The sequence below is a fragment of the Sapientia aquatica genome (assembly GCF_004358105.1).
Taxonomy (GTDB): Bacteria; Pseudomonadota; Gammaproteobacteria; order Burkholderiales; family Burkholderiaceae_D; genus Solimicrobium; species Solimicrobium aquaticum.
Genome location: NZ_SMYL01000013.1, coordinates 1 through 25,720, shown reverse-complemented (window position 1 = coordinate 25,720; position 25,720 = coordinate 1). Strand labels below are relative to the sequence as shown.

The window sequence follows — 25,720 nt, the reverse complement described above, 5'->3', positions numbered from 1 at the left end:
TAAACGAATGTTAAGTATAACTACGTAGCCTAAATAGTGTTTACGAAAAATCAAAATAATGTCGAATTTGTCGCGCTAACCGCGCTGCCCAATGGCGAAATTAAGTTGCCGTTTTATTGATCTAAATTATCAACTTCTTTGGGCGGAAAGAAGAATTCTCGCCCATGCTTAATAAACCGCTTCCAAAGCAATCCCATCAATTCGCCAGTTTGTTCAAAGCTAACATGGCGCGAGCGCATGGCGACAAACAAGGCCAAGGAAAAACTCACCGCCAAATTGACTATCCCAATTGTGGCGATACCGACCAGCGAAATGACCCAAACTTGCCAAGTTAGTTGATGATCCAATCCGACCAAGGCGAAGGCAAAGTTGGCGCTCGAAAAAGTAATATGACGAATGTCGATTGGCAGCCCTAAGAACACCCCAATTTGGCCGATGCTGCCGAGCATAATTCCAAAGAAAAAATTACCCGCCAACGCGCCTAGATTGTTACCAATATAGGTCGTCATGCGCTGCCAACGCGCCACGCCAAATAACCAGTTCATGCTGGAGAGCTGCATTAGGCGTTGCGGAATGTGGTTGTAGCTGGCTTTGTTATCGTAGTAACCCGAAATCAGTCCTGATAAAAATAAACATACACCAGCGATAGCCGCATGGAATAAGGCCAGGCTAGCAAACGGATTGAGTTCTTCCAGCAAATGATGCGCTTTAGTCGGATCGATAAAATGATGCCCGGTCGCCCCATACCAAGCCCAGGCAATCGCGTAGGCGGTCGGCATCGCAATCATTACGTTGCCCAGAATCGCGATGAATTGGGTGCGGATGACTTGCACCACCAGCTCACACAAATCGTCTAGATTTTTTTTACTTTGATCGAGCGATTTAGCGATTAGCGCTGCGGTCATGGCCGGTTGTTTAGTCGCGATCGTGAAATGCAACACATGCACAAACATGAAACCGAGCGAATAATTCAAGCTATACAAAAACGCAAAACCAAATGGCGCGAGCAGCAATTTACTAAACAGAATTTTGATCATCGCCATAAAGCCGACGATGAAACCTGCCCCACTGGCTGAGCGCAACATTTCTAGCCATTCGCGCCGATTACTTGCCACATAATGCTCACCGCTGCGTCCGGCATGTTCGGTGACCTGCATGGTAAGCAAGTGGGTGTTGGTTTCAATTAGCTCGCCGATGCTGTATTTCCGGTTGTCGGCGTACACCAATTCTTTGAATAAGCGAAAGCCGGTCAGCAATGCATGGTCTTTGTTGGGTGCTTCGATCAATTCCAACATGATGCGTAAGCGGGCGATGCTTTGGGTCACGCGCAATAGCAAGCGCGTCAAGCTGACCGAGACACCTTGGTGCGTGGCGGTACGGCGAATCTTGACCACCACTTCTTCGCATTGGGCTAATAAGACTTCAATTTGCTGGCTGTCGCGATGTTCAGTCGAATGGTCACGCAACCAATTGCGGTATTCGGTGATGTAGTCATTGATCTCATCGTTTTGACGCAAGAAGGGCGATTCGTAACGCTCAATGTCTGGGTAGTTACGCACCAGCTCAGACTCCAAACCAATGGCGCTGATGCGGTACGACAGCACTTGCATGGCCGAGAGCAATTCATTGACGATGCCATCCGGACGAACCCGCGCGCGGCTGACTTGAAAATCCAATAGCTGGATTAAATCCATCCAAATTTTTTCATCCACGCCATGTATCCAGCGATGATCGTCAACCTGATTAAACAAGGTGCCAAACACATCGCGCAGATACGAATCATTGGTGAGCGGTGGAAGAATTTTATACAACGCACGCTGCCAAGCCGCGGCCCAAAAGCCTTCGCTTAAGGTGATTCCGGTGTCGGTACATAAGTGAACCAGTTTGCGTTCGCTCACCACGGCGATTAAATACTGGCGCAGTGCGGCGGCGTATTCGGGTTTAGTCGACAGCAAAAAACACAAGGCGCGCAGTCGATCGGAGGCGAGCGCAATGTTGCTGGCCTTATTAGGCCGAATGGCGGCGATTAATTCGCGCAAAAGCGTCGTGTCGCTGGAAATTTCAGCGCCAGCGATTTGTTCGAGTAATGTATCGATAGCCAAAAATTACTCCTGTTGAGTGTGTGAATAATCAGAATCGACTTCACTAAGTCGTTGGCTTACTCGACGTGAATATGGCGTCAAGAATTGTTCAGCGCGGCGATTCTGGTTTATTGATATGGATTCATTTAGGAAAAAACCACAACTCTTTGCGTGCCAGCGGCGTTTCGTCGGACATGAGCGGGTTGGTCAATTCAATGACGATCCGATTTTTTAAGTCCGCCCGTTTAATTCCATCCTCAAAATATTGGCGGAATAAGCGCTCAAACGAACCGTCTGCAATGGCAAGGTTCAAGCCTTTTTCAATATTGGCCGCTAGCTTCGCATTTTTTTTATTCACGAAATAATACGACGCGGCAGGATAGTGAAGGGCCAGATATTGATCGGCAGCTAGACCTTGCGCTTGGTATTGCTTTAATTCCGGCCAAATTTCGTCCAGCGAGCGCGGAAGAAAGGCAAAGCGCTTGTTCGACAGCATATTGAACAGCCCGGTATAGGTCGACGAATCAACGACCTGAATATGGTTGGCCCGCAAAATGTCAACGTCAGGCCAGCCATAACCTTGTCCCGCTGAGAATTTACTTAAATCCGCTGCGCTAGTGACGTTCTTAAATAAGTCCTTGTTTGGTTCTGTTACCAAGGCGATGCGCCATCCGATAAGTCCTTTATCAATGGGAATGCGAATCGGGCGCAGCAACGATTCTCTGGACTTCGACGTCATGGTCCACATGACATCAATATCGCCGTGATTATTTTGTAATTCCTTGATCGAGCGCAATTGCGGCATGACGACTTTGTTCGGCACTAATTCATACACGCCACCGGCTTTTTTGAACACTAACTGCAGCAGTTCCACAGGATATTCATTGCGGCTATCGACCGAAGCTTCAGGTCGCGGATAGTAGATTTTTTCCGCGCCCTGCGCCGAAACAAAGATTGTTGACAGAAAAAATACCGAGACCAGAGTTTTTATTATCATCATTTCTCTTGTTGTTACCGCAACTTACTTGATCGGTTTTAAGCACTTCCCAGACTGCTGTAGCCCAACAGTAACATGTTCTGGTATTACATCCTGCCCCAAGTCTTATTTCAAACCAAGTGTGAAGATTCAGTAGTTTATGAGACAAAAACATGAAAAAACGTAAGTTATTTCATAAGTTAATGAGAATAAACTTAGTTAAACATGAGACTATTTTTAGCGAAGTATTTCAGGAATTAATATTGCAATATAATTTTAATCATAAACTGTTCGTTTGATGCTTTTGGAAATAATGTTCCTGAAAGAAGTCCTTTATTTGACTCTATGAAATTGCTTAACCGGATCCGCGAGAACTCCAGCCCCAGTTTACACTGAAACGCCTTTAGCTCTGGATACGCTTTCTAAAAACTGTTTGCGAGTTGAGTCTAAATAAGTCCTCGCTTTTGAAACTTTATCAAACGGAAATTGGTGAGCGTGGTGCCGGATTATCTGGTGGACAAAAACAGCGTATGGCGATTGCGCGTGCACTACTCAAGCAACCGAAAATATTGGTGTTTGATGAAGCGACTAGTAGTTTAGATTCTGAGACGGCAGAACATTTTGCGGCGACGATTAATCAGTTGAAGGGTAAGGTAACTATGCTGTTTATCACGCACGTTTTACCCCGTGCTTTGCTGGTGGACAAAATCGTAGAAATTGGTCAGCGTAATTGAAAAACTCTAGTAACTATGTAATCACTCGGGATTAGAGCGTATTTGAATGAAATTCTATGACTGAGACTAAAGAGGAAATTGAATTTGGTTGAAGTACCAAATCACAATCCCCTAGCTAGAACGTTTATTTAATTTTAAATCGGTACAGGAAAGTATATGAAGCGCGGCAAAAAATATATCTTTGTTTGGATCTCTTTCATCATTCTGTTGAATCGGCCTTTACTTGGTTTTTGTTGGCAGTCGGTCGATCTTCAAAACAATACAAGCAATTTAGCGATAAATCCTACCTATCGACCTGGAACTCATCTTCGTGATTGCGAGGAAAGTATTTGTTCTGAAATGGTGGTCTTACCGTTTGGGACCTTTTTGATGGGCTCTGACGCAAAAGATGAAAATGGAAGACAGAACGAACTACCTTTGCACAGAGTAACCATTTGGGCGCGATTCGCTATTGGCTTGACGCCTGTTACTCAGGGGCAATGGAAAGCATTGATGGGGAATAATCCAAGTCAATTTACGGCCTGTGGTGATGACTGTCCAGTTGAAAACGTAAGTTGGTATGACGTGCAACAGTACATTTCTAGACTTAATCAAAAAACTGGAAAGGAGTATCGGCTACCTAGCGAAGCAGAGTGGGAGTATGCGTGTCGGTCAGGTATGCGACAAGAATATTGCGGAGGTAACAGCGCGGATATTGTTGCGTGGCACTCAGAGAATTCACAATTTTCGACTCATCCCGTCGGTACAAAACTCTCAAACCAGTGGGGCATATTTGATATGAGTGGAAATGTTCGGGAGTGGGTAGAGGATTGTTTTGATTCATATAAATTTGCTCCCATTGATGGTACGGCGAAAACTGAAAATCAATGTAAGTTTGGACGCGTTTTGCGAGGTGGTTCTTGGTTTGACGTGTCTCAAGAGTCTCGTGCAGCCACGCGGAATGGCCTCGAGGAGCATTATAGATTTGCATCTGACGGATTTCGGGTAGCTAGAACCTTGCATTAGGTCGAACTTTTTACGAGACCCAAAACACGTATTGATAACGCTTCTGGGTAGCAGATTTGTATGAAATAAAAAACAGGTAAAACTTATTCAGAGAGTTTGTCGATCTAATAATGATTTTCTCTCACTTAAATTCGTATTTATATGGATCATTTTTGTTGGAAATAAATTGTCTATTTGGGATATAGGCGCCGGCGACACCACGATCGCTGGTGCTGGAGTCAGCGGGGTGACGTTTAAAGTGACTAGTGCTGATACGGTGATAGTCGCTAAACCGACTTCGCCGAACCAATCAATGCGCCAATAATTTTCATCCTTGGGAAAGGCTGAAATAGTAATTAAGTCTTTGTTTTTAATTGATTTATTCAAACTGAATGGCGATTCAAGCTATTGAAAATTCTCATCAACTATTAAAGTTTCTCATGAACTACTGGTTTTTCACACCAAGTGATGCTTCATGTGCTTGGACATCAGCGTGGTACGAGGAGCGCACCATTGCTCCCACCGCTGCGTGCGCAAAGCCCATTTTGTAAGCTTCTTCTTCAAACATGTTGAAGGTATCAGGATGCACATAACGGCGCACCGGCAAATGGTTGCCGCTTGGTGTTAAGTATTGGCCGATGGTCAGCATATCCACATCGTTGGCGCGCAAGTCGCGCATAACTTGCAGGATTTCTTCGTCCGTTTCGCCCAAGCCGACCATGATGCCGGATTTGGTTGGGGTATTGGGATGCAACTCTTTAAAGCGCTTGAGCAAACTTAAGGAATACTCATAGTCCGAACCAGGACGTGCTTCTTTGTATAAGCGTGGCACTGTTTCTAGATTGTGATTCATCACGTCGGGCGGCGTGGCTTTGAGAATTTCTAACGCCCGATCCATGCGACCGCGGAAATCGGGGGTCAAAATTTCGATGCGGGTGTGCGGCGATAATTCACGCACTTTATTAATACAGGCAGCAAAATGCGCGGCGCCGCCGTCACGTAAATCATCGCGGTCAACCGAAGTGATAACGACGTAACTGAGCTTTAATTGTGCAATCGTGTTGGCGAGATTGATTGGTTCGTTTTCATCCAATGGATCGGGGCGCCCATGACCGACATCGCAAAACGGGCAGCGGCGGGTGCATTTGTCGCCCATGATCATAAAGGTGGCCGTGCCTTTACCAAAGCATTCGCCAATGTTGGGGCAAGACGCTTCTTCGCACACGGTGACTAGGCCCGAAGCGCGCAGGATGTCTTTGATTTCATAAAAACGGGTATTCGGTGAGGCGGCTTTGACGCGTATCCAACTCGGCTTGGCGAGCTTTTCAAACGGCACGATTTTGATCGGAATACGCGACGTTTTGCTCGCGCCTTTTTGCTTTTCGCTGGCGTTGTATTCCGGAGTGGCCGTTGCTGCGGGGGAATTACTTGGTTCGGTTGGAGTGGTCATGATAATGATTGCTGTAATTGGTGAGCCAGGGTCAATTGTACTTCTGGCAAAGTGGCATTACTTCCTAAAGACTGCATATCGACGCATTTTAAATCCGCATAGCCGCAAGGATTGATGTTGGAAAACGGCGCTAAGTCCATCGCCACATTGAGCGACACGCCGTGATAGGTGCTGCCGCTAGCCCGCACTTTCAAACCTAACGCAGCGATTTTCGCGCCCTTCCAAGCGCCATCCGCCATGTAAATTCCCGGTGCCCCAGCCTTACGTTCTCCTGCCAAGCCGTAGTGATTAAGCGTATTGATAACGGCTTGCTCGATAGTATGCACTAACTCGCGCACTAAACCTTGCTGCCTTCTGCGTTTCAAATCGATCAATAAATACACCACTGCTTGCCCCGGCCCGTGGTAGGTCACTTCACCACCGCGATCGGTTTGAACCACTGGAATTTGCCCCGCATTGAGCACATGGCTGGTATCCGCTGCCAATCCCAAGGTGTAGACCGGTTCGTGCTCGACTATCCAGAGCTGGTCGGGAGTTTCGGATGTTCGTTGATCAGTATAGGCACGCATGGCAGCAAACGTAATGGGAAACGCTTCGCGGCCGCGATTGATGATGCTTATTGGAAATTTTATATCAGGCATAAGTCCGGCAGTGTACCAAATTAGCGGCGGGGTGAATATTGTTGACCTTGTGTTGAATAGGGGATAAGCTAGTTTTGATTGTTTAAAAGCAACTAATAACGGATGGCGATTTGACCGTTTTTAAGCTGGTGCAGGAATTGATTTGGCAAAGGTGATACCGCTGGCCAGTCCTTGTTAACGCCTTGCTTTGATCAACGCCAGCCCGACTCAAAACATCCCGCCCAAATAAGCCGCACAAAAACTTCCCCACTAATTTATTTTCAATGACAGCCAGATTCCGACTCGCCAAATTAATCTTGTCCCGCACCTTCGCTGCTAGCCTACTTTTAATATCGACCAGTTTCCTGCCAATTCAAGCCCCTGCCGCAGAAACACATCCTTATGTTTTAGAAGACACCGAAGTTCTCAGCCTAGCCTCGATCGTATTGCAACGCGATTACGAAGTCTGGGTCAGTTTGCCTGAATCGTATCAACGTAATAACCGAACTTATCCGGTCATGTTCGTAACCGACGCCAATTATGCCTTCCCCGTGATTCGCAGCATTACCCGCCGAGTTGGCCAACATGGTGAGAATTTGGAAGACTACATTTTCACTTTTTGGTTGTTAATTCTGCTGACTCGATGGGCGATATCCGCAGCATTAAAATGATTCAAATAATTTTTATTTTTAATAATTTTTTAAGCTCTTAGCTATTTTCCCAGCGTTGAAGCAGCTCGATTGGAATGCAATCGATTACCTCAGAAAATGGCTTGCCGACTAACTTTTCAGCTTGACGCAGAAGCACGGAGACGGGGCTGCTAGGTTCAACATGTTCAAACCATTTTCGGGTAGTTATGATTTGTTGCAGGGCTGTGTGGCGGTCTAATACATGATTCGAACTTGTTGATTTAGCTTCTGGCGATGGAGTAGCTGGTGATAGCTCTGTTGTTTCGAGGATGATTGGATTCGGCAAGGATTTTTCTACCGGAATTAAGGTTTTCGCTTTGGAAGCGATTGGTCCTTGGGTGAAATCAAAGAGCCCGATCAGACGCATAAACGGAGTTAAATCAGGAGCATAGTCACCAAGCTCGGCATTCATCCATGTTTGAAGCCTTACCACCCAAGAATTTGCCTCAATAATTGATTTCAAATTGGTGTTACTTGCCGCCCGTAGGACCTCAAGTTGTTGTGTTACTGATGGAATCGAAAGGGCGTCAGTGTGCCTTGGTGTGGCAAACGCTCGTTCTACGTCTCGGACTTGCAGTCGGCTTGCGTTATTTTTAATGAGCACAATGCTACGAATGTCGTCCATTAGCCCCTCGGGATCCGTGAGCGTAGCTAATGCATTACAGCGCACGGTCAAATCGTGTTCGCCTTCAATGATGGGCTGAGGATGTACATGATTTGGATATTTTTCTAGCACCTCAACCAACGTTGTTAATCCATCGAGTAATCCCAGGCCTTGATGCTGACGAATTTTGCAACGTAGTAACAGTAATATTAAATTTATGTCGCGGGTACGAGTTAGCAGGCGTTCACAGTCCTTTTCAATTTCTCCCCAGTTAGGTGTTTCGGATACACCAATAAAATCACCGTACTGAGCATCTCCCTTTGGTAACACTTTCGCCATGAGCGTGACATATTCGGGATCGTACTCAAGATTGGGGCCGCATGGCTCATTGTTTGTGTCGAAATCATTTTTATTATTTGGCTTTGTACTTTTAATTCTTGTTGACATGTTTTTCTCTCTCGTTTGCGACATAGGTTTCGGGTTCGAAAATCATGCCAGTAATAGGTTCATTCAAACGATCATTGCTAAGCCAAGTCGACCAACCCAAGCGTTCGTTATCACCGATTCGTGCTGCGGGAGCTGATTCAGGCTTGATTTTTAACTCGATATCCCATGCGAATTCAAGCCCAATAAAAGCACGAACCCATTCGACTAAAATCGAGAGATTCTCTCCACTCGGAGTGAATCGTAAATATTCTTCGAGGCTTAATGGGCCAATCACGAGTCGGAATTTATGCTGCTTGTCGGGCACCATGTCACCGAGTAGGGCACCATTACTTAAAGTGGACGCCTCGCTAGATATTCCTAGGCGGGTGTGCTCATCCGGGGATATGGAAATCCAATGGAGAATGTTTTCTTCCAAATCAACTGGGACGTCAAAGTATTGTCCCAATGTTGCGCACAATCCAAAAGGGTTGCGAGATTGCTTGGCGAGGTGCGGTGCTGTTGCTAGGCGGGCATGGGCTGGCAACGGAGATAAAGGAATATCCCAAGGATCATTTCCTGTGAGCCAACTAATATACCGGGAAAAATTTTCCTCCTCACTGCGATCTAAACCTGCGGCCGATTGTGATTGCGCCCACGCTCTGTATTGCAGCACCATTGATCGATGATGAAAAATATTTAAAAAATTCACCAGTGTTGAATCATGCCGATTATCGAGTCTATCCTTTGCAATTTCAGTAAAGTGTATTGGGAGCGGTCCATTTGGACCAAGCATCCCCAGACTAAACAGATTAATGTGCAATCGTGACTCCCGCACTAAAATGTGGGCAATTTCACGCGGCGCAAATGTCAATGCAGGTTGTTGACCGAGCCGAAAGGGTTCATCTTGTGGACGGAATGCGCTGCCAATGGGAGGCATAGTTCGACGACACCGCGCTGCAATGAATCGCAGTAACGAAGTAAAACTATATTTCCATGGCTGGTCCGTTAGCAGTTGGTAATTAAAGTGTTTTTGGGCGATGGCGGCAGAGCGGTTAAGATCTAAAGATTTTTTCATTATATGATCCCACGTCCCCCCATGCGCACTGGCCAAGTGGCAATCTTGCCTCGTTGGATTGTTAGAAGTTCGGTTTGGGTGAATACATTAATAGAAACATGATGAGCCAGCCAGTGTTCAAGAATTAGTCCGAATAGATACGGACTAGTGCCGGAAAAGCCAGTCTCATCAACGGTCAATTGGCATTTGACTCCACGCCCATAAATTAACGGACCTTTCCCCGGCAGACGCCGTGTAATTGGTATGATGTCTGAACGTATAAGACTCTGAATCTGCCTTTGTTGCTCAGAATCTTCGCTAGTCACAAATAGGCGCAGCAAATCTTGCAGAGCTCGTCCACCATCTTTACCGTCCATGTCTGTTAAGGGTAAGTAATTAAACCCTAGTTGACGTATTAAACGCCAAGCATGTTCCCGCTCAGCGTAAGGCGCTTTAGCAGCACTAGGAGGTCGAATTAGGCCAACGCTAGCGACTGGAATTGAATCGGAAGTGGTTAAATCCGATACACCGTTTCGAGGCACCATCGTAGCTAGATCGCGGTTGGTCAGCATCGCTTGAATCGATAAATATTTAATATCTTCGCTGTACGGAGCTTCGTGTTGGTCAACGATAGAAATAAATACTTCGGTACCCATGTAGGGCGACCTAGTTCCATACTTACGCGCTGAGTCGGAAGTTAGACGTCTTTCCCGGCGCAGTGAGTAATAACGTCCGTAGTTGTTTTGATCCTGATTCAATGTTTGAAACATTGGCCGAAAAATCACGTTCGCAGATGATTCGGTTGCTTGTGCGCTGACCTCAGTAAGAGAAAAAATCTCAAAGTCAATTGGTTTAGAACGATTGGGCACGACATGAAACTCTGTCTCAGCAGAGTTAACTTCGACCCGATCAGCCCTTCCTGGAAATAGGTTGATCACCGGAGTGCAGTACAAGGCAAAATGATTGTGGTCTACATGACTAATTAAATTCATGGGCGATCTATCCAAGAGCACAATAATTTCAATCTGTTGGTTGTAAATTCGTTTTAAACCGTCTTTGAGTTGAGTCAGTGAAAAAAAGTAGAACCGGCTAGGACAGGAAAAGTATTCATGTAAAAGGTTATTGCCATGGGATGTGTTCCAATTAAGTGGCAATAAACTTTGGTTTGGCTCTAATCCTTCATGAACTAATGCGTCTTGTAGAACAATATGTGGACGCATCAACTCCTCTGCAATCGGCGTAACGGTGGCAATAACGGAGGTATGCAATAGCTCGAATATATGCGAGGCAATTACCTCATCCCCGCACAAATAAATCGGCAGCGTATCTAAGCCGTTTAAATCAGAAAAGTTGAGTGCCTCTGTCAACCGCAGAGTTAAGCGCAATGCACCCCGCACTTCGATGTGCTCTGGCAAATATCGCTCTATATTGGGAAGATCGGGTGGTGCGCCAGTTAGTTTTGCATCGACGATTTCTATCGGCCATAAAGTGACATCTTGACTGCTGCGGAATTCGCACGCTGTTTGCTCACCTTGAGCAACAGCAGCGTGGAATGCTGTTTGTTTTGGTACCACGAAGCCGTTACGTAAATCTCCCTCTTGTGGATTTGGGTGCAGTTGTGCCACCGCCATTGAGGGAGTTGGGCAAATATAATTGGGATAAATTACTTCTAATAAGCGCTGGGTAAAACGTGGAAACTCGGCATCTAGTTTGATCTGCGTTCGGGCTGATATAAATGAAAATGCTTCTATTAAGCGCTCGACATACGGATCAGCTACTTCGATACCATGTATGCCCAAGCGCTTAGCGATTTTGGGATGCATATGCGCAAATTCGTTGGCCATTTCGCGCATGTAAATTAGTTCGCGGTTGTAATACTCGAGTAAAAGTGGATCCATATTGTCTTTCAGAAGTTTTTATAGTTTGTTCCTAGTATCGAAAAAATCCGCTAACTTGAGCGATTGCCTACGATCGTGAACCGATCATTTTCAATATCTACGGAACTTTGAATTAGGAAAGCTAGGGGATACGGTTTCATATGAATCAGACCATGAATTTCGAACAATAAAACGTTGTAATTGTGCGTACTTGTGTCTTTGATGAGTGGTATGACCTGCAATGACTCTGGTATAACTCGCGGTTCAAAATCTGATATGGCCCGACGAATGAGTCTTTCGATAGTTACCCATTTATTCTCAGATAAATAACCTCCAGCTAGCGGAGGAATGCCAAAATTGATGGTCGAAGCTGCTGCTTCCGGGTATATCGAACGATTGATTAGGTCATCAGTATTTGACGTATTGAGGAGAAAGGCTAAGTCTCGTCGAATGATTTCACCCATCTGTTTACGCGACACGGCGTATTCGCTAGGTGCTTCAGTTTTTCTGAAAGGAGCATCATCACGCAGACGGTCAAGTAGTGTTGGTAGTAAGTGCGAACTGGAGCGTCCCAAGCTGACGTCTTCATAAAACTTTTGTTTGTTACTGTTGCCTAGTTTTTTCATACCCTAGCCCCTCTTAATTAGAAGGCTATTCTTAATCATCGTGTCCGGCTCATCCGTAGTTTGGGTTGCGCTGGTCGAGCTATACGCACTGTCTGGACTAATCACGTGATGCTCACGTCTAGTTAGTTCTGGCGGTATCTTTTGATGATCTGCCGAATGAGCAGTTGGGTAAAACAATCGGAGAACTTCATTCGGTTGATCTGGCTTTTCTATATTTTCGGCTAGACCGAGCTGTTCTAATATGGCGTCAATACTTAAGCGGCCAGCAAGCAAATCTTCTAGAGGTTCATCATGGTTCAGCGATGCTGATATTACTTGGGATGAAAAGTCTATCGAGGACGACCCAATCACGTGGTGTTGCGTTGATTGTTGAGAATATAAAGAAGTTGGGTCAAGAACTGCTAGGAAATATTCTTTGCGTAATTCTGAGAGATGTTGTTCTACGCCCGCCGATGCGAGCGACCCATCCTGCGGTGTCGATGTTTCGATTTGAAAATACGATTCGGACCATATTGAATTAATGATGTCAAAAGGATTGTCGTGGCTATATTCATTTGAATCCATAGTAGGTGCAATTGGATTGGCCAAATCGAGTGGTAGCGGTGGGAATCGATCAAATTGATGATCAATCAATAAATCGATTTCTCTGGCGATATGGTGCGTATAAGGTTGAGCATTTGTTAGCCTTTGCCCCATAATTAGCGGATCTATTACCTCTAAGCACAGAAGCCCGATTTCAATACGGTCGCCATGATGCAGCATGACTTTATCGCCGCAGGGAAGCACCTGATCATTTACCGTACAAATCCAACGTTGGCTTTGATGTTGGAGCCACCATGCTGACACATTTCCTAATGAGCGCCATTTGACGCTGCATTGTGCTTCTTCCAACCAGGCAAAATCTAGCGAGGGGAGTATGTGCCCGAAACGAGCAATTCCTAAAAAGCCATCTTCTGAAAATGAAACAATGTGAGCTTCGTCTGTGGATTCGCCATATTGATATTTGACTTTTAAATTCAGGTCATACTTCATCTCTTTTCCTTGTTTCATGAATTGGAACAATCAACATCAAATTCAGCTGAGTCAATTTGACCCCATTAGTTTTGATGCCGCGGCTATGAATCGACCATTTAAATCCTGCTGCCAGAATGCTGGCTCGGGTCGTGCATTATTGTCCGTAGCAGTTAGTCTTTTAGGCCAATCTGACCAAGGTAAATAGCGCACCCCCTGCAGGTGGTGCGCCGGATCTTCTTCATGATGTTCACCTATTATTTTTTGCGCTAGGTTACTATCGATTGCGCCATAACTTAGTCCGAACAAATTGCGCCAGTTGGGTTTGCTAAGACTCCAAAGTTCATCAATCTGGACTACGAGTCTCGCCAAGCTATCCGTCCGATTTATACAATTGTTTGGATTTAATACTTGCTCCTTGTCGGTATAGACGATCTTTGCCAGAATTCTCGATGCTGAGAATAACCAGTCGCGAGGAAGTTCAGCGTGTCGAGAAAAATATTGTTCGATCCAGCTGAGCGATGCAGTCTGTATCATTACTAAGGGATAAGGATTATTTTGCTTGTCGTATGAGGCTATCCAGACCCCAATGACGTACTCGCTCGGTGCGAACGCCAAGCTTGACGGAGGGAGAACGAAGCACCACGGAACCATGTCGCGTCCTATTTCAGGTTGAGATGACCGATTGGAAGCGTCGCTTGGTGGATTTAAATGGTGCCAAAGTAGGTTGGTAGAGTTCGATTTTTTTGAGACCTGTATCGCGCGGTTTGCTGTCATTCTCTTAGTAGGTCGCCGTTGTAAAATAATCCAATTGTGTAATTCCTCCTGCTGGTATTCGGGGAGGTTATGGCAAATGAATTCATTTTGACTTGGTAATTTTCCCCACAGTGCAGGGGAGCTGACGAAAAAATTCTGACGAAACTTGGGTGTCAAAAAAGTCATGGTCGACTCCCTGGACAATGGAAATTAGCGAATAAATTTGACGTTAATGGGTTGGAAAAGCTGCCGCTATTAAAGTCCAGTACAACTTTGCGGCCGTCCAAATTAAATTCAACTTCTGCTTTTCCCCCGGTATTTGAGGTCGTTATTTTTCCGCGCTCTAGTAAGCGCAATAATGCCCATGCACCGCTAGTAACGATACTTGACGTATCTGGTTTAATTCGTGGCAGAGCTGTTAGTTCGGCTATGGTTCCCCCGCGAGAGCCTGGCCAATTAATTGTTTGGGCTTGTATCGGACCGTGTGAATAGCGCGTAACTTGCCCATCAATGTTGATGATGAGTTCAACGATGCTGGGATCAATCTCTGCGATTTTCATATCTACCTTCCAAGCCACTGTTTTCCCAGCAGCACCACGGAAAAAAGACTCGCGGATCTCCGCAATCTGAGCGAATATGTCCGGGTTCGGTCCTTGTTTTGTCAGTAACGCAATCAATTCACCGTCTAGGGTTGGACCGGGATTCGCTAATAGCCCTACTGCGTTAGGGTTAGATGAAGACTGACTATTTGATAAAGATGTTTTTACAGGAGAGGGAAGTTTATATTTCCAAGGTCGCGAGCTCGTTTCGACGTATGGAGCTAAGTATTTTTGAAAAAAATCATCGGCCGTCCCACCAGAGGCGAACAAGCGATTAAAGTCATCGATGGAAACATCTTGACTGGTTTTTGAAAAAGGATATCGGCCTTCAATGCTACGTTTGCAAACGTCAGTTACTTGGGATGCCAGCACAGCATTGATTTGGTTAACTTGTTGTTGGGCTTGAGTGCGATATATAGCCGCTGCACCGTCTCCTATTTTTTGTGATCCACTGTCGGCTAGAGCGCTCAGCACTTGTTTAAATGGCGCTGGCAATTTATCGCCTTCTAGTTTTAACTTCATCCCTGCTTCAATACTTCCCGGGGGCAAGCTATTTGTGTTGAGGGCGGCGTCAGCTACAACGAGCAAAGTGTAATATTCATTAAGTAAGCCAATAATATTTTCAAGGCCGAGTTTTTCCCCTAGCGGGGTTTGTCCAGATTGTTCTGAATTAACGTCGGCTTGTCCTGTGACAATTTCACGCAATGCGGCAAATCGATTGTCAACGAGTTCTCGTTCTTGGCGCTCTTTTGAACTTAGACCTAATACATCGCGGCTTTTTTTGGTCAGTTGTTCGCTCGCCTTATCGATAAAATTCTTGTCGAGCTCAGGCTTTGTATTCAATGAGCGCGACAGAGTTGTTTCCTTGGCCGCCGCCCGAGCTAGCCTAGATAACGGCGAGTCGGGTGCCGCAAATGTGCGCAAAACCGTTAAATCAAAGGCTAAATTAGCGCCTGTGACGGTACGGATGTCATTTAAAAAAAATGTCCAGCGTTGTGCGTATTCGTTGAGGTATTGACGCCTAATTTCGCGAGTCAACTCGTCATCGTCGATTGCTGAGTCCAATGATGCGCTTGCTTTTTTTCCTGCAAACTTTGTGCCATCAGGTGTGGAATAGCCCATCACCCAAGCATCATCAATCTGCGCTTTTGCAAGGAATTCGGGTAATCGCTTGCTAAATAAATTGTGGTAACCATCAAAGGTGAATAATCCATCTATGCCCTTCCCGATGGGCTGCTCGGACGCGCGGGCAAAAACTGTCCCCGCTTGTGGCCCGACTGCCCGCAGTAGAGTGAACTCCTGAGGCGCCTCAAGTTGCATAGCTGATTTAGCGCGTTCGTATAAGCGTTCCGTGGACGATGCCCCATCCAAGAACTGTCGGGTTTGCTGCACCAGTTTTTCGTTTTTGACGAAGGGAGATTGGACTACTCGCTCAGCCGAAAACAACTGAGTAATATGAGCTGTCATGGCGGTACGACCGCCAAAAAAAGCCAGACTTTCAGGTTGGCTTAGGTCTTTCTGCATCCATGTTTTAAGATCTTCCGCGTTGTAGTGTTTTGGATCGTGCAACTGTAGATAGACTCGTAAGGTGTCGTACGCCGTTTTGCTATCCTTGTCACGCACCGCAAGCTCCAGAACCGATTCCATGCGACGGATAATTTGTGGCAGCAAGAAGTGATCTTGTAAATAAGCATAGACTTTATCGGATGCCGCTATGACTGTTGGTCCGCTGTATAAGCCATAGCGAAAACTTGTAGATGGACTTTCTAAACTAAGTCCAGTATAGGTTGGCAATTCTTGCGCGGCAGTTAATACATCGGGAATCGCTTGTAATTTTTCCTCCCCGTTAGCGGCAAACAACGTTGAAACCTGTTTTGTAAGCGACACAGTTTTGCCCGCTACGCTGTTCAAGTATTTACTATTGTTTTCGTGTGATACCGAGAAGCCTGCAGCAAGCCACACAGAAAGAACGATGACAATGGAGTAAGCGACCAAACGTATGACTCTGAATCGAAATTCCCATATTAAGTTTGGTCGTGCTAAATGCGCCTCAGGTACGATTATTTTGGTGAACAGATCACGTAAAAAATAGCTCCGGTTTCCTAAAATCGCTTTACGTGAACTTTGTCCTACACCCTGTTCGTTGGATTCTTTTGTAGAAGTTGATTGGGATTGAGTCGACATAACACTATTTGGCTCCGAATCATTTACTTCCTCGGACTTCGCGTTAATCGCATTTAAAAACCGTTGCCATAGGGTTCGTCTATCGGATACCTCGTGCACATTGCCCTGAGCAGCGCTGGTGAAATAAACGCCGCGTAACATATTATGCAATTCAGTATTATCGTATCTAGAGTCTTGAAAAACACTGTCCACAAATCGAGTTAAGCGCGGTATTAAACCAGCAAACTCCTGTGGTAATTGATATAGCGATTGGCGTAGATCGTTATCGAGCCCCTCTTGTAAGCGAACTAGTAATCCGTTATCTAGGACTTGTTTTAATGCCGTGAATTCAACCGAGATTGCTTTCTCCAGCGAGTTTGCCGAATTTTCATTATCTGACTGCTTCTTTAGGCTTTGTTTTTTCGCTGTGTAAGGCAGCGTAAAACCCCAGACTTGTGATCGCGTATCCGTTGTTTGCGACTGAAAATATTCGCTGAAACCAGCCAACAGATCCATCTTGGTAATGACGACATACACTGGAAAACGAACGCCTAATACACGGCGTAATTCAAGTAAGCGTTCTCTTAGTTGGCTGGCGTGTTTCATATTCTCAGCATCGTTTTTCGCCAATAATTCACCAATACTGACAACGACAATTGCTCCATTGATCGGTGTTCTTGTGCGGTACTGCCGTAATAGACCCAGAAGGCCCATCCATTCTGCTTTATTTTTGGGGCTAGGCTCTTGTTCGGTGTAGCGCCCTGCTGTATCAATTAATACAGCCTCATGGCTAAACCACCAATCGCAGTTGGCGGTGTTATGCTCGTTTTTGGCCAGTGCGCTCGCCGCGGATTGCATTTGGGCACCAAGCGGAAACTTCAAGCCCGAATTAATTAACGCGGTAGTTTTACCCGAGTTGGAATGTCCAATCACTAGATACCAAGGTAACTCGTACAAATACCGCTTGCCCTCCAACAATTTACGCAGGCCGGTTGTGGTGATTTGTAGTGTTTTTAGTTGGTTTAATGAACTTTGAATAATCTTGCGTAAAGACGTAAGAGTCTCCTTATCGATCTCCTCAGAGTCGTTCTTATTTTTTCCGAAAAATCTGTCCAGTATGTGTTGATTCTGTTGTGCTGCTTTTAGCAACAAATAAAGTCCGTAGATCGCGTAAATCAGCACAATGACGCTGATCACTGAAATGCGCGACCAGATAGGCGCCAGCGGCTGCATAGCGCCTATCGCTAATAGTGGCCCAGCATGCCAAATTAACAGGCAAAGTAAAGCAACTCCGATTGCTAATATCGATATAGACCAGAGTAAACAGAGGACAAACACCAAAATCAATATAAAGATCGTCACGCGAAGGCCGACTGACTCAAGCGGACGCATTCCGCCAAATGCTAAAAGTGGTCCAACGAACCAGATGAAAGCGCCAATTAATACGATCATTACGATCGCTAACGTATAGCGTGAAAATAAAATAGTGAGAAATTTTTGCATGGAACTAACCGATTAATTCTTAGTTGAAGGTTTAGTAGTGGGCGCTTCAGTCGAGGTAGGATAAGGTAATGTTGATTTTGGAGCGGAAGATCCTACAAGTACGATTTCGACGCGGCGATTTTTCGCCCTTCCGGTTGGGGTAGAGTTACTTTCTATGGGAGAACTGTCCCCGCGACCACTTATCTCCATTCGGCCTGCTGCGACGCCTGCGGACTGCAGGACGTCTGCAACCAAAACAGCGCGTTCTAATGACAAAGCTTGGTTGTTCGGGAATTGTGGCGTGTTAATCGGTTGGTTATCACTATGGCCGATAACTTGAATATTGCCAGCGACTTTGGCGATCTCGGCGGCTACCTTATTTAATAATGGAATCATTTTTTTATTGACGCTTGACTGCCCGAGTACAAACATGTCATCGCCCTTGAAAATAACTTCAGTACGATCACCTTTTTCAACAACCGTGACCAGGCCTTGTTTGATTTCATCTTTTAGAAGGGTTGCGAGATCTACTTGTTTAATTGCCTGTGGCGGTGGAGCCATCTTTTCAATCGCCATAATATTGTTGGTGACTTGGCGCGCGAGTGACGAAAGTTGATATTGGTACCAGCCAAACATAATTAGCAGTCCAAGACCACAGACGAGAGCTAAAGCCCAAACAGGTAGGCTGCGCATAAAGATACTTTTTTGATGTGGTACTCCCACCCAATTTGGCGACAGTTCGCGATTGAACGCCCCGTGGATATTGCTCAACTGAGTAAATAAGTGATATCTAGTTGCTTCTAACTGACGTTGGCCGTTTGGATCATTGTGATACTGTCCTTCAAATCCCAAACTTAAAATGTGATACATGACCTCCAGCAAATCGCCATGTTCGGTAGGATTACTCGATAAACGTGCGACCAATAAAAAGAATTTTTTACCGCCATGACTATCCTGATGGAAGCTTTCTGATAATAAGCCGGACGCCCATATTCCAACGTCGCCTAAGTTTTGACTACCACCCCAGTAGGTGCTGCTGGCAGCCTCGTCCAACGCAGTACACAGGCAAAAACTGGCAGTAATAAGATGTTCACGTCGAATATTAGCTTTCGCGCAAATATCCTGAAAGCTTCGGATTTCCCTTTTCAGCAGTCCACGAAATCCTTCGATTTGGATTGGATCATTCAACTGTTTGGGCATCGTCGCAATAGCTAATAATAATGGCTTCGCAGCCTCCAACAGCGGATTTCGAGCCGCTGATATCGCCGTAAAGCGATCGGTGCGTTCTTCGCTTGTTTCACTGCCTGCCGCAACGATGGTATCAATCGTCGCTCTGTGCGAGTGGATGAAATGCTGTCCATCAACATCGCTGATAATCGCGGTATCTTGTGTTGCCGACCCTTGTTCAAAATCCTCGTCCCCGGTTTCAGGAGAAGGTGGCCTCAAATTTCCTGCTGCGTAATACATCAACATATCCTCTATCAAAAAACTAATCACCCACGTAAGCCGAAGTACTTCCAATAAGCACCGCACCGCACTCAGTGGAGTGACCATCCAAACCCACTGGAATTCCATCAATTAAATAATTCGCATAACCTTCTATAATTTTGTTGTCACCGTGTTTTGGGCAACTCACCAAATCACCTTGTCGAGCTATCGCTTTACCACCAATTGTGTGGGTAAGACTTCCAGAAATAACTGACCCCTCATGGCTGGTCGAATCACCGACCAAAATAATCTTCTTAGTCATTACATCTATTCCTTAAAAGTATTGTGGAGAGAACTAAGTAGTTGCCTAAGACCACGTTCATAAAAATCCGTACACCACTAACGCAGCATGAACCGACCTTTGATTGATAACTATCTATCTGGTTTCTTACGAATCACATCAAATTATGCGGATGGTAAAACTTGCTCCCAAATAATATTCAGAGGCAATTTATTGATTCGGTGGGATTTTCGGAGGAAGTCGAACATTAGAGCCGTCGGTTAGCTCAATACGATTTTTGAAGCCAGCAATGAATTCGATGTTTTGTTCATCAACTTTGGTTTCGGTAAAGTCGATTTGGCGGCTGATTCGGGTGTTGATGATTTCTAGTTTGTTGTAACGGCTTTTGCGGAAATTGGCGCGGTCGAATTCGCAATCTTTGATTAGGAAATAATTTGCGGCTGAATATTCGAAGTTAAATTGTGGGATGGATGTATTACTGATAGTGATTTTCCTTGCAAATTCAGGTGGATAAATTACCTCAACTCCATTTTCGATTTCTATCCCGCCTTGCGCTCCAAAACGTATCTCCGCAACTTCGCTTGAATTTTGAATTTTTAATCCATCTATAAATGCGGTTTGTGCAGAGCATGCAATATAGAATCTAAATTTTTCTTTACTATTTGATTGCATGTGGCAATTTTTAATGGTGAAATTTTGTGCTCCGCCTTTAACAAGTATCTTCGTATTCCCGCCCTGACATTGCTCCATGTGGAAGTCGCCGGTAAAGGTGGCGTTAGTCAGATCAATTGATTCATAGTGGGTATTGAGGATGGTGAGGTTGGTTAGATCGGCGTTGATCATGTCGGTTAAACCTATCAATATGCATTGATTAATAACAATTTCTGCTCTCTTAAAATGAGGACCAGTATTGGCTTCAGAATCGGTTGAAATAGTGCAGTCTTTTAATTGGCAGTCAGAAAGTTTGAGTTGTATTGTTCCAAGGAAGTCGAAAAATTCTGCTTTACACTTGATGAACTCAACTTCGCCATACGCACCAATCGCGCCCAAATGATTTCTGCCGCCTTTAGGATTGATAAATTCGCATTGTTCGTGCACAAGATTTTTTGTGCCACTGCTGCCGATAATATTGCTCTCACCGTAAAACTTGCAGCGTACAAAACGAGTGTTAGTAGCGGCTCCCCAATTGATGATTCCTTGAAATTGACAGTCAATAAAACGGCAATTTTCTAGCCTGCTTAATTTAATGTCATACCCACTCTGGAAATCGCAATTCACAAATTCAATATTTCGCCAAACGACTTTTTGGAAACTAGCCCCACTGACGTCGGCATTGTTTACGCGAATTAGTTGATCGCCAATTTCTTTGGTGCGCAGGTCAGGATCTTTTAAGTAGTCGAAGGTTTTTCCAAATTTACGGATATTTGTTTTGTTCATGGTAAAGGCCTTTATGAATGTGAATGGATTCGCCAGCGCAAACAATGCAGCGATGTTTTTTACAAAAGTGCGGCGTTTCATGTTTCTTTATCCTCGTCTTTATTGAGTGCACGGGATTTAGAGATATAGCCCTTTTCCTTGTATGTTTTAGCCAGCCAATCCCAATCCGGCACCTCACCCCGTTCGCCCGCTGAACGATGAAACCGCAACGCGGAATTAGGCGTTAAAAAGGTTCTTTCCTGAAACTCCGTGCCACTAATGCTGATATCGATTGGAAATACCCATGTCTCGGGATTGCCTTGACCTATACGCATGTCGTTGGCCCAGAACCAATGATCTGCTGGCTTTTTGAGATTGACCGCACAAAAGGCTTGCGCAATCGTGCGGCGTGGCGCACCACCAATCTGGCGAACGATTCCAGCAACTAACGCGGCCTTGAGATTGGCGATGTGTTCTTTGGCAAACGTGAGTTGCGCGCGGCGTAACAGCGTGAGCTGGCGGGGATTGATGGCGTGCGCGTGGATGTAGTGACGCATATTTGGTAGTCCCATCTGTCTAACGCGGAAGTCGAACATTAGAGCCGTCGGTTAGCTCAATACGATTTTTGAAGCCAGCAATGAATTCGATGTTTTGTTCATCCACTTTGGTGTCGGTAAGTCGATTTGGCGGCTGATTCGGGTGTTGATGATTTCTAGTTTGTTGTAACGGCTTTTGCGGAAATTGGCGCTGTCGAATTCGCAGTTTTTGATTAGGAAATAATTTGCGGCTGAATACTCGAAATTAAATCGACCGATATTGGTGTTAGCAATAGTAATTTTTTTCACTAATCGAGGTGGGTAGATTTTTTCGACGCCATTGATAATTTCCTTGCCACCTTTTGCCCCTAATTGCATTTCAGCTTCTTCGTTGGTATTGACGATTTTTAGTCCATCAATTACCGCATTTTGTGCTGAGCAGCCTACGAAAAATCGAAACTTTTCTTTGCCATTTGATTGCATGCGGCAATTTTTAATGGTGAAATTTTGTGCTCCGCCTTTAACAATTATCTTCGTATTCCCGCCCTGACATTGCTCCATGTGGAAGTCGCCGGTAAAGGTGGCTTCCGTAAGATCGATCGATTCGTACGCGGTGTCGAGCATGGTGAAACTTGCAAAATCGGCAGTTATCATGTCGGTAAGCCCAAAAAGACGGCACTGATTTAGAACCACATCAGACTTTTCAAACTTACTGCCGCTGTTGGCGAAGCTATCTGTGCTAATTTGTAATCCCATAAAATTACAATTATTGAGGGTCAGCTTCTTCCCACCGATGACCGCATACCAAGAACCTTTGCATTTATTGAAGGTAACCTCGCCATAATTGCCGATGAATCCGTAGTGGTTTTTGTCGTCTCCTTTACCAATAAATTCACATTCATCGTGTACAACGTTTTTACTTCGTCGATTACCGATGATGTTGCTAACGCCATACGTTTTACAACGTAGAAACTGCACATTGAGTTGTTCGCCCCAACCGATAATTCCCTCGAATTCACAGTCGATAAATCGGCAATTGACCAGCCGATCAAGGCTGATTTGATATCCGCCGACAAATTGACAATTGACGAAATTGGTATTGCTCCACTCGGTTTCGAACTGGATGTCATAAAAACCCGCATTTTCGATAACTTGTAATTGGCTGCCAATTTCCTTCTTGCGTAATTCGGGATCAATTAAATAGTCGAATTGCTTTCCAAATTGACGAATGTGTTTTTTAGTTGCCATGGTATTTCCAATCAAATAAGGGGGAGTCATTAACCCGAACAGGGCTGCGGCTTTTGCTAAAAATTGGCGGCGATTAAATTTCATGCGTTACCTTTTTTATCGGAAATCGCCTCTTTACTTGGGATATAGCCCTTCCCTTTGTACGTTTTAGCCAGCCAATCCCAATCGGGTACCTCACCACGTTCGCCTGCTGAACGATGAAACCGCAACGCGGAATTAGGAGTTAAAAAAGTCTTTTCCTGAAACTCCGTTCCGCTAATGCTGATATCGATTGGAAATACCCATGTCTCGGGATTGCCTTGACCGATGCGCATGTCGTTGGCCCAGAACCAACGATCCGCTGGCTTTTTGAGCTTCACTGCACAAAACGCTTGCGGAATCGTGCGGCGCGGCGCACGTCCAATCTGGCGAACGATTCCGGCGGCTAACGCGGCCTTGAGATTGGCGATGTGTTCTTTGGTGAACGTGAGTTGTGCGCGGCGTAACAGCGTGAGCTGGCGGGGATTGATGGCGTGCGCGTGGATGTGGTGAATCATATTCGGTGTCCCGCCGGTCTAGCGCGGAATCCGAACATTAGAACCGTCAGTTAGCTCAATACGATTTTTGAAGCCAGCAATGAATTCGATGTTTTGTTCATCAACTTTGGTGTCGGTGAAATCGATTTGGCGGCTGATTCGGGTGTTGATGATTTCTAGTTTGTTGTAACGGCTTTTGCGGAAATTGGCGCGGTCGAATTCACAATCTTTGATTAGGAAATAATTTGCTGCTGAATATTCGAAGTTAAATTGTGGGATGGATGTATTACTGATAGTGATTTTCCTTGCAAATTCAGGTGGATAAATTACCTCAACTCCATTTTCGATTTCTATCCCGCCTTGCGCTCCAAAACGTATCTCCGCAACTTCGCTTGAATTTTGAATTTTTAATCCATCTATAAATGCGGTTTGTGCAGAGCATGCAATATAGAATCTAAATTTTTCTTTACTATTTGATTGCATGTGGCAATTTTTAATGGTGAAATTTTGCGCTCTTTCTTTAACAAGTATCTTCGTATTCCCGCCCTGACATTGCTCCATGCGGAAGTCGCCGGTGAAAGTTGCGTTAGTCAGATCAATTGATTCATAGTGGGTATTTAGGATAGTGAGGTTGGTTAGGTTGGCGTTGATCATTTTGGTTAGACCTATCAATACACTTCCTTTTATATAAATAGATGACCTGTCGAAATCAGGTCCGCTATTCGGAAGATTATCCGTCAAAATTTTAGCCCCAATTAATTTGCAATCTATGATGGTTAAAGCGGTAGAACCCATCAGACTGAACCAGGTTAAATGACATTGACTAAACGTGACCTCTCCGTAGGACGCGATAAATCCATAGTTGTTGCGATCTTCCGTTTTTCCAATAAATTCACATTCTTCGTGGATAACGTTTTTACTGCCTCGGTCACCAATAATATTGCTACCACCGTAGGTTTTACATCGAAGAAATTGGACGTTAGTTTGAGTACCCCAATTGATGATCGCCTCGAAATTACATTCGATAAAGCGGCAATTATTGAGCTCATCCAATTTAATTTGGTAACCACCGGCAAAGTCACAATTCACAAATTGAATGTTTTCCCACTTAATTTTGCTGAAAGTTATATCTGCGACGAATGCGTCTTTTATGATTAATAGCTGCTCTCCAATTTCTTGTGATCGCAGTACTGGGTTTTGTAGGTATTCGAAACTTTTACCTAGTTGGCTAATATGTGTTTTTTTGCTCATTGCATTGCATCTCCCAAATAGATTGGAACTTAAAAAAATTAATGAATTGAAGATAAATGATCGTCTACGCATTTGTTATTTCTTCGGAATTGTTTGGGCCAAATTGATGACATGCTCCTTTGAGATATATCCCTTCTCTGGAAATGTGGCTGCCAGCCAATCCCAATCGGGTACCTCACCCCGTTCGCCCGCTGAGCGATGAAACCGCAACGCGGAATTAGGAGTTAAAAAAGTCTTTTCCTGAAACTCCGTGCCGCTAATGCTGATATCGATTGGAAATACCCAGGTCTCGGGATTGCCTTGACCGATGCGCATGTCGTTGGCCCAGAACCAACGATCCGCTGGCTTTTTGAGCTTCACTGCACAAAACGCTTGCGGAATCGTGCGGCGCGGCGCACGTCCAATCTGGCGAACGATTCCGGCGGCTAACGCGGCCTTGAGATTGGCGATGTGTTCTTTGGTGAACGTGAGTTGTGCGCGGCGTAACAGCGTGAGCTGGCGGGGATTGATGGCGTGCGCGTGGATGTGGTGAATCATATTCGGTGTCCCGCCGGTCTAGCGCGGAATCCGAACATTAGAACCGTCAGTTAGCTCAATACGATTTTTGAAGCCAGCAATGAATTCGATGTTTTGTTCATCCACTTTGGTGTCGGTAAAGTCGATTTGGCGGCTGATTCGGGTGTTGATGATTTCTAGTTTGTTGTAACGGCTTTTGCGGAAATTGGCGCGGTCGAATTCACAATCTTTGATTAGGAAATAATTTGCGGCTGAATATTCGAAGTTAAATTGTGAGATAACCGTTCTCGTGATGGCGAGTTTTTGAACGAATTCAGGTGGCGTAATTTCCTCTTTGCCGTCGACCGTCTTTGTTCCTCCCTTTGCGCCGAAACGCA

General features: G+C 45.1%; 23 protein-coding genes and 1 pseudogene. 4 read left to right on the top strand and 20 right to left on the bottom strand.

What is annotated here, in order from left to right:
- Positions 1–113 precede the first annotated feature (113 nt).
- A complete protein-coding gene (locus E2I14_RS17140; RefSeq protein WP_227544778.1) occupies positions 114–2,102 on the bottom strand; it encodes a site-specific recombinase in 1,989 nt (662 codons plus the stop codon).
- Between the two features lie 121 nt (positions 2,103–2,223).
- Positions 2,224–3,081, bottom strand: a complete 858-nt coding sequence (locus E2I14_RS17135; RefSeq protein ID WP_133330792.1) for a substrate-binding periplasmic protein — start codon at positions 3,079–3,081, stop codon at positions 2,224–2,226.
- Between the two features lie 443 nt (positions 3,082–3,524).
- On the opposite strand from E2I14_RS17135, the pseudogene E2I14_RS17130 reads away from it, so the two are divergent.
- The 3 genes and pseudogenes from E2I14_RS17130 to E2I14_RS19370 form a co-directional block, all read left to right on the top strand.
- A pseudogene (locus E2I14_RS17130) lies at positions 3,525–3,791 on the top strand (ATP-binding cassette domain-containing protein); the annotation flags it as partial.
- Between the two features lie 156 nt (positions 3,792–3,947).
- Positions 3,948–4,796, top strand: coding sequence for a formylglycine-generating enzyme family protein (locus E2I14_RS17125; RefSeq protein ID WP_133330790.1), 849 nt, complete (start codon positions 3,948–3,950; stop codon positions 4,794–4,796).
- 166 nt (positions 4,797–4,962) lie between these two features.
- Positions 4,963–5,100: a hypothetical protein gene (locus tag E2I14_RS19370; RefSeq protein ID WP_165967882.1), complete on the top strand. Its 138-nt coding sequence runs from the start codon at positions 4,963–4,965 to the stop codon at positions 5,098–5,100.
- 120 nt (positions 5,101–5,220) lie between these two features.
- Here E2I14_RS19370 and lipA read toward each other — a convergent pair whose 3' ends face one another.
- Entirely contained in the window at positions 5,221–6,225 is a 1,005-nt protein-coding gene (gene lipA, locus E2I14_RS17120) for a lipoyl synthase (RefSeq protein ID WP_133330788.1), read from the bottom strand.
- Positions 6,222–6,866: a lipoyl(octanoyl) transferase LipB gene (gene lipB / locus E2I14_RS17115; protein WP_133330786.1), complete on the bottom strand. Its 645-nt coding sequence runs from the start codon at positions 6,864–6,866 to the stop codon at positions 6,222–6,224. The genes lipA and lipB overlap by 4 nt, the downstream gene beginning before the upstream one ends.
- Positions 6,867–7,129: 263 nt before the next feature.
- Between lipB and E2I14_RS17110 the strand changes: the two genes are divergently transcribed.
- A complete protein-coding gene (locus E2I14_RS17110; RefSeq protein WP_133330784.1) occupies positions 7,130–7,516 on the top strand; it encodes a hypothetical protein in 387 nt (128 codons plus the stop codon).
- Positions 7,517–7,553: 37 nt separating this feature from the next.
- On the opposite strand, the gene E2I14_RS17105 is transcribed toward E2I14_RS17110, so the two are convergent.
- The 16 genes from E2I14_RS17105 to E2I14_RS19365 form a co-directional block, all read right to left on the bottom strand.
- Positions 7,554–8,585 (bottom strand): type VI secretion system protein TssA, encoded by a 1,032-nt coding sequence (locus E2I14_RS17105; protein WP_165967881.1) that lies wholly within the window; start codon positions 8,583–8,585, stop codon positions 7,554–7,556.
- Positions 8,569–9,639, bottom strand: a complete 1,071-nt coding sequence (tssG, locus tag E2I14_RS17100; RefSeq protein WP_133330780.1) for a type VI secretion system baseplate subunit TssG — start codon at positions 9,637–9,639, stop codon at positions 8,569–8,571. The genes E2I14_RS17105 and tssG overlap by 17 nt, the downstream gene beginning before the upstream one ends.
- Positions 9,639–11,516, bottom strand: a complete 1,878-nt coding sequence (gene tssF, locus E2I14_RS17095; RefSeq protein WP_133330779.1) for a type VI secretion system baseplate subunit TssF — start codon at positions 11,514–11,516, stop codon at positions 9,639–9,641. Before tssF ends, tssG begins: the two co-directional genes overlap by 1 nt.
- A 50-nt stretch (positions 11,517–11,566) precedes the next feature.
- Positions 11,567–12,121 (bottom strand): type VI secretion system baseplate subunit TssE, encoded by a 555-nt coding sequence (gene tssE / locus E2I14_RS17090; protein ID WP_133330778.1) that lies wholly within the window; start codon positions 12,119–12,121, stop codon positions 11,567–11,569.
- Positions 12,122–12,124: 3 nt separating this feature from the next.
- A complete protein-coding gene (locus tag E2I14_RS17085) occupies positions 12,125–13,153 on the bottom strand; it encodes a TagK domain-containing protein (protein WP_165967880.1) in 1,029 nt (342 codons plus the stop codon).
- A 51-nt stretch (positions 13,154–13,204) separates the two neighbouring features.
- On the bottom strand, positions 13,205–14,074 hold the full coding sequence (locus tag E2I14_RS17080) for a TagF domain-containing protein (RefSeq protein ID WP_133330776.1): 870 nt from the start codon (positions 14,072–14,074) through the stop codon (positions 13,205–13,207).
- Positions 14,071–18,153 (bottom strand): type VI secretion system membrane subunit TssM, encoded by a 4,083-nt coding sequence (gene tssM / locus E2I14_RS17075; protein ID WP_133330775.1) that lies wholly within the window; start codon positions 18,151–18,153, stop codon positions 14,071–14,073. Before tssM ends, E2I14_RS17080 begins: the two co-directional genes overlap by 4 nt.
- A 12-nt stretch (positions 18,154–18,165) precedes the next feature.
- Complete coding sequence (gene tssL, locus E2I14_RS17070) at positions 18,166–19,599, bottom strand: type VI secretion system protein TssL, long form (protein WP_165967879.1); 1,434 nt, start codon at positions 19,597–19,599, stop codon at positions 18,166–18,168.
- Between the two features lie 22 nt (positions 19,600–19,621).
- Positions 19,622–19,882, bottom strand: coding sequence for a PAAR domain-containing protein (locus E2I14_RS17065; protein ID WP_133330771.1), 261 nt, complete (start codon positions 19,880–19,882; stop codon positions 19,622–19,624).
- A gap of 189 nt (positions 19,883–20,071) precedes the next feature.
- Positions 20,072–21,379 carry a hypothetical protein gene (locus tag E2I14_RS17060; RefSeq protein ID WP_133330769.1) on the bottom strand — a complete coding sequence of 436 codons (1,308 nt, stop codon included), beginning with the start codon at positions 21,377–21,379 and terminating at the stop codon, positions 20,072–20,074.
- Positions 21,376–21,834: a hypothetical protein gene (locus E2I14_RS17055; RefSeq protein ID WP_133330767.1), complete on the bottom strand. Its 459-nt coding sequence runs from the start codon at positions 21,832–21,834 to the stop codon at positions 21,376–21,378. The genes E2I14_RS17060 and E2I14_RS17055 overlap by 4 nt, the downstream gene beginning before the upstream one ends.
- Before the next feature lie 51 nt (positions 21,835–21,885).
- Positions 21,886–23,061 carry a hypothetical protein gene (locus E2I14_RS17050; RefSeq protein ID WP_133330765.1) on the bottom strand — a complete coding sequence of 392 codons (1,176 nt, stop codon included), beginning with the start codon at positions 23,059–23,061 and terminating at the stop codon, positions 21,886–21,888.
- A gap of 80 nt (positions 23,062–23,141) precedes the next feature.
- Positions 23,142–23,597, bottom strand: a complete 456-nt coding sequence (locus tag E2I14_RS17045) for a hypothetical protein (RefSeq protein ID WP_133330763.1) — start codon at positions 23,595–23,597, stop codon at positions 23,142–23,144.
- A gap of 18 nt (positions 23,598–23,615) precedes the next feature.
- Positions 23,616–24,827 carry a hypothetical protein gene (locus E2I14_RS17040; protein WP_133330761.1) on the bottom strand — a complete coding sequence of 404 codons (1,212 nt, stop codon included), beginning with the start codon at positions 24,825–24,827 and terminating at the stop codon, positions 23,616–23,618.
- Positions 24,828–24,902: 75 nt separating this feature from the next.
- Positions 24,903–25,364, bottom strand: coding sequence for a hypothetical protein (locus tag E2I14_RS17035; RefSeq protein WP_133330759.1), 462 nt, complete (start codon positions 25,362–25,364; stop codon positions 24,903–24,905).
- A gap of 18 nt (positions 25,365–25,382) precedes the next feature.
- On the bottom strand, positions 25,383–25,720 hold a 338-nt coding region (locus E2I14_RS19365), incomplete at its 5' end, for a hypothetical protein (RefSeq protein WP_165967878.1).